The 7,430-nt window shown below is 60.2% G+C and carries 6 protein-coding genes; 5 read left to right on the forward strand and 1 reads right to left on the reverse strand.

Annotated elements, in window-relative coordinates:
• Positions 1-5: 5 nt before the first annotated feature.
• Positions 6-1,139, reverse strand: a complete 1,134-nt coding sequence (locus tag DP106_RS04585) for a DUF5305 domain-containing protein (protein WP_120083695.1) — start codon at positions 1,137-1,139, stop codon at positions 6-8.
• Positions 1,140-1,455: 316 nt separating this feature from the next.
• On the opposite strand from DP106_RS04585, the gene DP106_RS04590 reads away from it, so the two are divergent.
• The 5 genes from DP106_RS04590 to DP106_RS04610 all read left to right on the forward strand — a co-directional run.
• Positions 1,456-1,653: a dodecin gene (locus tag DP106_RS04590; protein WP_120083696.1), complete on the forward strand. Its 198-nt coding sequence runs from the start codon at positions 1,456-1,458 to the stop codon at positions 1,651-1,653.
• 81 nt (positions 1,654-1,734) lie between these two features.
• A complete protein-coding gene (locus tag DP106_RS04595; RefSeq protein ID WP_120083697.1) occupies positions 1,735-2,601 on the forward strand; it encodes a winged helix-turn-helix transcriptional regulator in 867 nt (288 codons plus the stop codon).
• A 4-nt stretch (positions 2,602-2,605) separates the two neighbouring features.
• Positions 2,606-4,996 carry a GAF domain-containing protein gene (locus tag DP106_RS04600; protein ID WP_165857819.1) on the forward strand — a complete coding sequence of 797 codons (2,391 nt, stop codon included), beginning with the start codon at positions 2,606-2,608 and terminating at the stop codon, positions 4,994-4,996.
• Positions 4,997-5,082: 86 nt separating this feature from the next.
• Entirely contained in the window at positions 5,083-6,660 is a 1,578-nt protein-coding gene (locus DP106_RS04605) for a cryptochrome/photolyase family protein (protein ID WP_120083701.1), read from the forward strand.
• 289 nt (positions 6,661-6,949) lie between these two features.
• Positions 6,950-7,430, forward strand: a 481-nt coding sequence (locus tag DP106_RS04610; protein WP_240625322.1) for an FGGY family carbohydrate kinase, incomplete at its 3' end; no start/stop codon positions are given.

Raw genomic sequence — 7,430 nt, forward strand, 5'->3', positions numbered from 1 at the left:
CCGGATCAGAACTCATACTCATCGAACTCATCGATGGTCGTATCCGCGTAGCTCACCAGCCAGTCGCGGGCCGGCGAATCCGGTTGGATGTAGATGTAGATGTACGTGTCATCCAACACGGTGCTGACACCCAACTGGTCGTCTTCGATAACGCGTTTGTTGGTATCGATCGCCACGTCGACCAACCCTTCGAGGGTGTCGACGAGGACAGTCTGTTCGTACTCCCGCTCGGAGGGGAACTCGCCGGTGGTGATCCACTCGGAGAACCGCTCGCGGGCCTGTTCGATGTCAATGAGCTCCTCTTCTTCATCGGTGAGTTCGGTGTAGCCGGTGTACCGCAGTCCGATGAGGACAGCCAACAGCATGACGACGAGCCCGAAAGCGATTATCGAGCCGTAGGCCTGTAGCGGTGAGGGCTCAGCAAACACCTCAACGGTCTCGAAGGATTGGTGTGTTTCATCGATGGTCTCGGCCTCAGCAACCCGGAACGTCGACGGCGAGACGACGATCGGTAGTTCGCTCCGGTAGGTCGTGTTGATGCTGTCGCTTTCGACACTGCCTGAAAGGTTCGAGACCGATACCACCCGCACGTCGACGACACCTTCGGTCGCAGCAAGCTGCTGTTCGACGGTGCCGATCCGTCGCAACACATCGATGATATTGACGGTGAAGTTGAGGCGGTGTGCTTCCTCAGGAGCAAGTGTCTCGCTGTCGGCAGCTAATGGCTCGGAGACCTCCCAGTAGGTTTCGGTCATATTGCCGTTTTCCATCTGCCCGCCGCGGATCAGCAGATAGGTGTCGGTGCGAACGACAACGCTGCCACTGTCGGCGGTGTACTCGTAGCTGTAGGTGCCCTCCAGCCGCTTTGAGAGCGCGGTGTAGTAGAGGGGGCGATTACTGGCTCGCTCGCCGGCGGCAAACGGTAGGCTATCGTTGGTGATCGGCGCGCTGTGGCTGTAGCCGGTTGACTCCGACCACTGTTCTGTCAGCCGCTGTTCGGTTTCGACGCTGGGTTCAAGATTGATCTGATAGGCCCACCAGCCGACGCCGGCGGCGGCGAGTATCAGGATGACACTGAGCACGGTCGCCCACTCGTTGAGAAACGAGCGGATGCGGAGTGAGCGATCGATCTCTGCCATCTATCGACCCCATCGCACGGATGCCCTCATTCGACAGCGATCGAACACCCCTCGCTCCGAACAGCGGGGGTGAGTTGATCGCTGGCGTCGCTGCATACCGCCACAGAGCACGCCGACTGGTATAAGTGCAGTGCCTGCACCACGCATACCGCTTATCTTCGTCAACGCGCTCGCTCCCGGTCAGCAACCATCGGTCGACGCGGAGTGTAGTCTGGACGTAGCTGACTGGCAGTCGCTTGGGGTGCAGTAGCGTTTCGGGCGTCGCTTGACTCCGGGTGGTGGCTTTTTACTCACCGGCGTGAAATGTGTTGTTGCGATGGTACACAAAAAGGTCACACTCATCGGCACCAGCACGGATGGCTTCGATGCAGCCGTCGACGACGCGATCGCCCGCGCCCGCGACACTCTGGAAAACCTCCATTGGGTCGAAGTCGAAGAGTTGGGCGTCGAACTTGCCACCGCCGACGACAAGGAGTATCAAGCGGAGGTTGAGGTCGCCTTCGAGCTTGAATAGTCGACAGTGGAGGCAACTTCCTGTCTCACAGACAATCACCCGCCCCAAAGTGATTTTACACCCGCTGTTCGTGGTACACCCATGAGCGACAGCGGGCCACTTGGCGATGCCGGTGCGTCTACCGCCTTCCGTGAAGCCGCAGCGCTCCTTGCTGAGCCGTGGCCACCGGTCGTCCTCCGAGCATTGGCCGACAGCGACGGGATGAGGTTTGAAGAGCTCGCCGCGGCACTCCCCGAGATCAGCGAGGAACTACTCGGAGAGACGCTGTCAACGCTGGAGGCCACCGACAGTCTCGAACGGGTCGAGATCAGCCAGCACCCACCCGAGTTCGCCTACGTGCTGACCGATCGTGGGGCCGAGTTAGAGGCGATCTGCCGGCAGCTCGCCGACTGGGTTGACACCGTCCCTGAGGAGGAGCGGATTATCGTCGTCGCCGACGACGACCGACGCGTCGCAACGATGCACACCGCGTGGCTCTCCGGGAAGTACGCGGTACGCACAGCCCACGATGGTGATGAGACGATCGAGGAGCTCGGCCCCGAGGTCGACGTGCTTGTCCTTGATCGCCGAATGCCGGGGCGATCCGGCGACGAGGTGTTGGCGTGGCTCCGCGAACAGGAGTACGACACCCGAGTTGTGATGATCACCGCCGAGGAACCCGGTACGGACCTCTTCGATCTCGATTTCGATGAGTATCTCACCAAGCCGGTGTCGGAAGCTGAGTTCAAGAGTGTTGTCGCCGATCTGATCGAGCGGGGCGAGTACGACAGCCAACTGCAGGCGTATCTCGCCCGGCAGTCGACAGTTAAAGCACTTCAGGCGGCTCAAAACGAAAACGACGACGTGACCGGAGACGACAACGCAGCAACGTCCCCCGACGACTCCCACCAGCCAGCGGACGCCGATACCGATGCGTTCAAGAGTTCGGAATCCGGCGGGGGGTCATAGCGCGATGCCCACCGACGACACCTTTGTGCGCAGCGATGATACCGCGGTTGCGACAGTGCTTGACCGCATCGACGATGCCGTCTACGCGCTGGATACCGACTGGGAGTTTACCTTCTGTAACCAGCACGCCGCCGAGCTGCTTGCGTCAGACCCGGAGACACTGCTCGGCCAAACGCTGTGGGAGGCGTTTCCGGACGCCGCCGGGGGGCTCGTCGGTGAAGAGTTTCGCACCGCGATGGAGACCGGCGAGGCGACCCGCTTCGACATCTACTATGAGCCGCTTTCGCGATGGTTCTCGGTGCGGGCCCATCCCAGCGACACCGGGCTCACTGTGGTCTTTCGTGATCTCGCCGATCAGGACGGCCACGACCTCGATCTACAGCGGAAACAACGGCTCTTCGAGGCGGTGTTTGAGCAGACCGCAGACGCCCTGATCGTCGCCGACGGCGACCGTCGGATCACGGATCTCAACCCAACCGCGGAATCGCTGTTCGGCTACACAACGGAGGAGGTGGCCGGCCAGCCGGTATCGACGCTGTACGGGGAACCTATCGGCGCGGTCGACGGCACCGCCCCGGCCGACGACCAGTCATACGTCCTCACCTACGAGCGGGCCGATGGCACGACCTTTGAGGGCGAGACGCTCAGCACAACGCTGACCGGCCCCAACGGGGCGGTGTTGGCAACGCTGGCATCGATCCGTGATGTGAGCAGCCGGATGGCCTACGAGCGACAGATCGAGGCCCGAAACGACGCCCTCCGGCGGTTCCACGCGATCACGACCGATGAGGAACGCTCCTTTGCGGCAACCGTCGAATCGGTGTTGGAGTTGGGTGTCGACTATCTCGATGTCGATATCGGCGTCTTTGCCAGCGTCGATGCCGGCACCTACGCGGTGGAGGCCGCCGTGCCGGACAACGGGCCGATTACCGCCGGCGACAGCTTCGATCTTGAGGAGACCTACTGTAGTTCTGTTGTTGCGTCCGGCGAGCCCGTCACATTCACCAGCGGGCCGGAGGATGAAACCGTCGACACGGCAGCGTATGGAACCGATGGGCTTCAGACCTATCTCGGTGTGCCGGTTGTCGTCGACAACACACCCTACGGAACGCTCTGCTTTACCGCCCAAGACAGCCGAAGCAAGGCGTTTACCGACGGCGATACCGCGTTCGCCCAGATCGCTGCCCAATGGCTTGGGTCAGAGCTTTCGAGCAACGCGTTTGCGGCCAAACTCACCGCGCTCAACAAGACCGCCAGACAGCTGATGACAGCGGAATCGCGTGACGCAATCGCTGAGGTCACAGTCGATCAAGCGGCGTCGGTGCTCGACCTGTCGCTCACCGGCGTCTGGTGGTACGACAACGACCGCGAGGCGCTCCTGCCGGCGACCCAGACGACTGCGGCAACCGAGTTACTCGACGGCCAGCCAACATTCCACCAGGGTGAGGCCGTGGCGTGGGAGGTGTTCATCGACGGTAACTCCCGGGTGTGTGACGACCTCACCGACGCCGAGGCGTTGCACAACGAGGAGACGGTGTTCGGCTCAGAGATGTTGGTGCCGCTTGGCGATCACGGGATCCTCGTAACCGGGGCAACGACAGCGCATGCCTTCTCGGAGACCGATCGCACGGTGATCGAGGTGTTGGCAGCGACGGTCACTGCGGCCCTTGATCAGGCTGAACGCGAGGCGGTGCTGCGAGAGACACAGGCCGAACTCGAAGCCGCAAACGAGGAACTCGCGCTGCTGAATCAGGTCGTTCGCCACGATATCAAAAACGATGTGGCGGTGATCTTAGGCCACGGTAACAGTCTCGCCGACCGGCTTGATGAGTCGGTAGTGGACTCGCTTCAGCCGATGTTGCGGGCTGCGACACATATCACCGACATCACCGAGACCGTCGGTGAGTTCCTTGATGTCCTCCGTGGCGACGCCGAACCCGAACTGGAGCCGATCGATCTTACCGCGGTGGTGACCGACGAATGCCGGAAAGCACGCGATACCTATGGGAATGCTGACATCCGGATCGACGATGGGTTTCCCACCGGGGTTGAGGTTGCGGCGACCGAGCTGCTTTCGTCGGTGTTCCGAAACCTGCTCACCAACGCGGTCACGCACAACGACAAATCGACACCCGAGGTGACAATCAACGGCGAAGAACACGGTGACAGCGTCGTTGTTCACGTCGCCGACAACGGCCCCGGTATCCCCAAAGACCGCCGCGAGGAGGTCTTTGGTCGCGGCGAGCAGGGTTTGGAGAGTCCGGGCTCTGGGATCGGGCTGTATCTCGTTGATACGCTTATAACGCTGTTTGGCGGGGCGATCGAGATCACCGACAACGAGCCGACAGGGAGTGTGTTTACCCTCACCCTCCCGAAAGCTGACGCCACGTTGTAGCCGCTCAATGGCACCTGTGAGCAGGCTGACCAACCACATAGACACCGCGGCTACACGTCTAAGTACGCGGGGCGTCTACCCATTGTATGCATCAGCCGATCGTCGGCGACCCACCGGAGTATTCGCTTGCCGACACGGATGTCCCGTGGCTGCTCGGCACGCAGTTGACCACCCAGTCTGGCCCGCTTGCCCGCGCGCCTGAGGGGTCGCAGGTACTCCTGATCGAGGCCCACGATTTTGCGGGCCGAAAACCGTATCACCACCACAAGCTGACGCTTGTCTTCAGTGCGATGCGACAGTTCCGCGATCGGCTGCGGGAGGCCGGCTACGAGGTCACCTACATCAACGCCGACAGCTTCGCCGACGGGTTTGCGGCGTTTTTCGACGACCACCCCGACAAACGGTTGGTTGCGATGCGATCGCCCAGCTACGGCTCCGAACGCCGGTTTCGAGACCTGATTGAGGACGCTGACGGCAACGTGCGGTTTGTTGACAACGAGCTGTTTGTCAGCACCCGACAGGCGTTTGATGAGTGGGCCAACGCCGACCCTGACGACGAGACGCCGACGTTCAAACACGAGTCCATGTATCGGTGGCTGCGCCGCGAAACGGGTGTGTTGATGGACGGCGACCAGCCGGTCGGCGGCGAGTGGAACTACGACGACGAAAACCAGGAGTTTCCAGACGACTCGTGGACGGCCCCGCCGACGCCGTCGCCCGAGCCCAACGACCAGACCGCCGAAACGGCCGCGTGGGTCGAAGAGACCTTTGAGACGTGGGGGAACGCGTCGATCGAAGAGTTTCCGTGGCCGGTCACCCGCAAACAGGCCTGTGAGGCGTTAGCCCGGTTTATCGATGAACGACTCGGCGAGTTTGGTCAGTATCAGGATGCAATGCGGAGCGACGACTGGGCGATGGCCCACGCACTGCTCGGCTCGTCGATCAATCTTGGACTGCTGCACCCGGTTGAGGTTATCGAGGCGATCACCGACGCCTACAACTCACAGGAGCCTCCGCTCAACGCGGTCGAAGGGTGTATTCGCCAGATTCTGGGTTGGCGGGAGTTTATGCGACACGTCTATCGACACGCGATGCCGGCCTTAGCTGAGGCCAACCAGCTGGATGCGACCGAGTCGCTGCCAGCGTTCTACTGGGATGGCGACACCGAGATGGAGTGTCTCTCACAGACGGTCGGCGATGTCCACGACCGAGGATACTCCCATCACATCCAGCGGCTGATGGTGTTGGCCAACTTCGCGACGCTGTGGGGTGTCGAACCGAGCGAGCTCAACGACTGGTTTCACGCGACGTACGTCGACGCCTACCACTGGGTGACAACCCCGAACGTGATCGAGATGGGTCAGTACGGCCACGGCGTCTTCGCGACAAAACCGTACGTGTCGTCTGCTAACTATATCGACAAAATGTCGGATTACTGTGCTGACTGTCGGTACTACAAAACAAAGACGACCGGCGAGAAGGCCTGTCCGTTCAACGCGTTGTACTGGGACTTTCTCGACCGAAACGAGGAGCAGCTGCGAAGCAACCACCGCATGGGGCTGATGTATAGCCATGTCGATACCAAACAGGAGTCCGATGAGATGGCGGCGATCCGCGATCGCGTCGACGAGCTTCGCACAAAGGCAGCAAACAAAGAGCTGTAATCGTTACCAGCGGGATCGGCACATACACTGTTTTTCTAACACATTGGGCATCCGGTTATTCGGCTCGCTGTGGATCAAAAATAGCTAAAAATAACATTATATAGCATATAGTCTCAGTTTCAGCAGAAATTAATATACAAATATAAACATGATATATTTCTAATGATCATGTTTATACTGGTGGTTTCTGTACGCATAACATGGCTCGGGTGCCACTGGCGAGCGACGATCTCGACTGTGCGGTGGGTCACGATCGCCATGACACCCGCCATACGACCAGGTGATATCTATGACAGACACATACGTTGGGTCAATCGACCAAGGGACGACCGGAACTCGTTTCATGGTCTTCGACCATGACGGGAACGTCGTATCGCAAGCTTATGAAAAACACGAACAGATCTATCCGGAGCCCGGCTGGGTCGAACACGACCCGATGGAGATCTGGGAGAACACGAAGCTCGTCATTAACGAGGCGCTCGACAAGGAGGGCCTCGATGCCGACCAGCTCGAATCGATCGGCATCACCAACCAGCGGGAGACCACGATTATCTGGGATGCCGAAACCGGCAAACCAGTACACAACGCCCTCGTCTGGCAGGATCGACGCACAACCGACCGCGTCGAAGAGATCCAGGAAGCTGGCAAGGTTGAGGAGATCCGCGAGAAGACCGGCCTCGAATGTGATGCCTATTTCTCGGCGACAAAGGCCGAATGGATTCTCGACAACGCCGATCCGATCAAGCTCCAGCGATCCCGACCGGAAGACG

This window comes from Halonotius pteroides, from assembly GCF_003605635.1.
In the GTDB taxonomy this organism is placed as follows: Archaea; Halobacteriota; Halobacteria; order Halobacteriales; family Haloferacaceae; genus Halonotius; species Halonotius pteroides.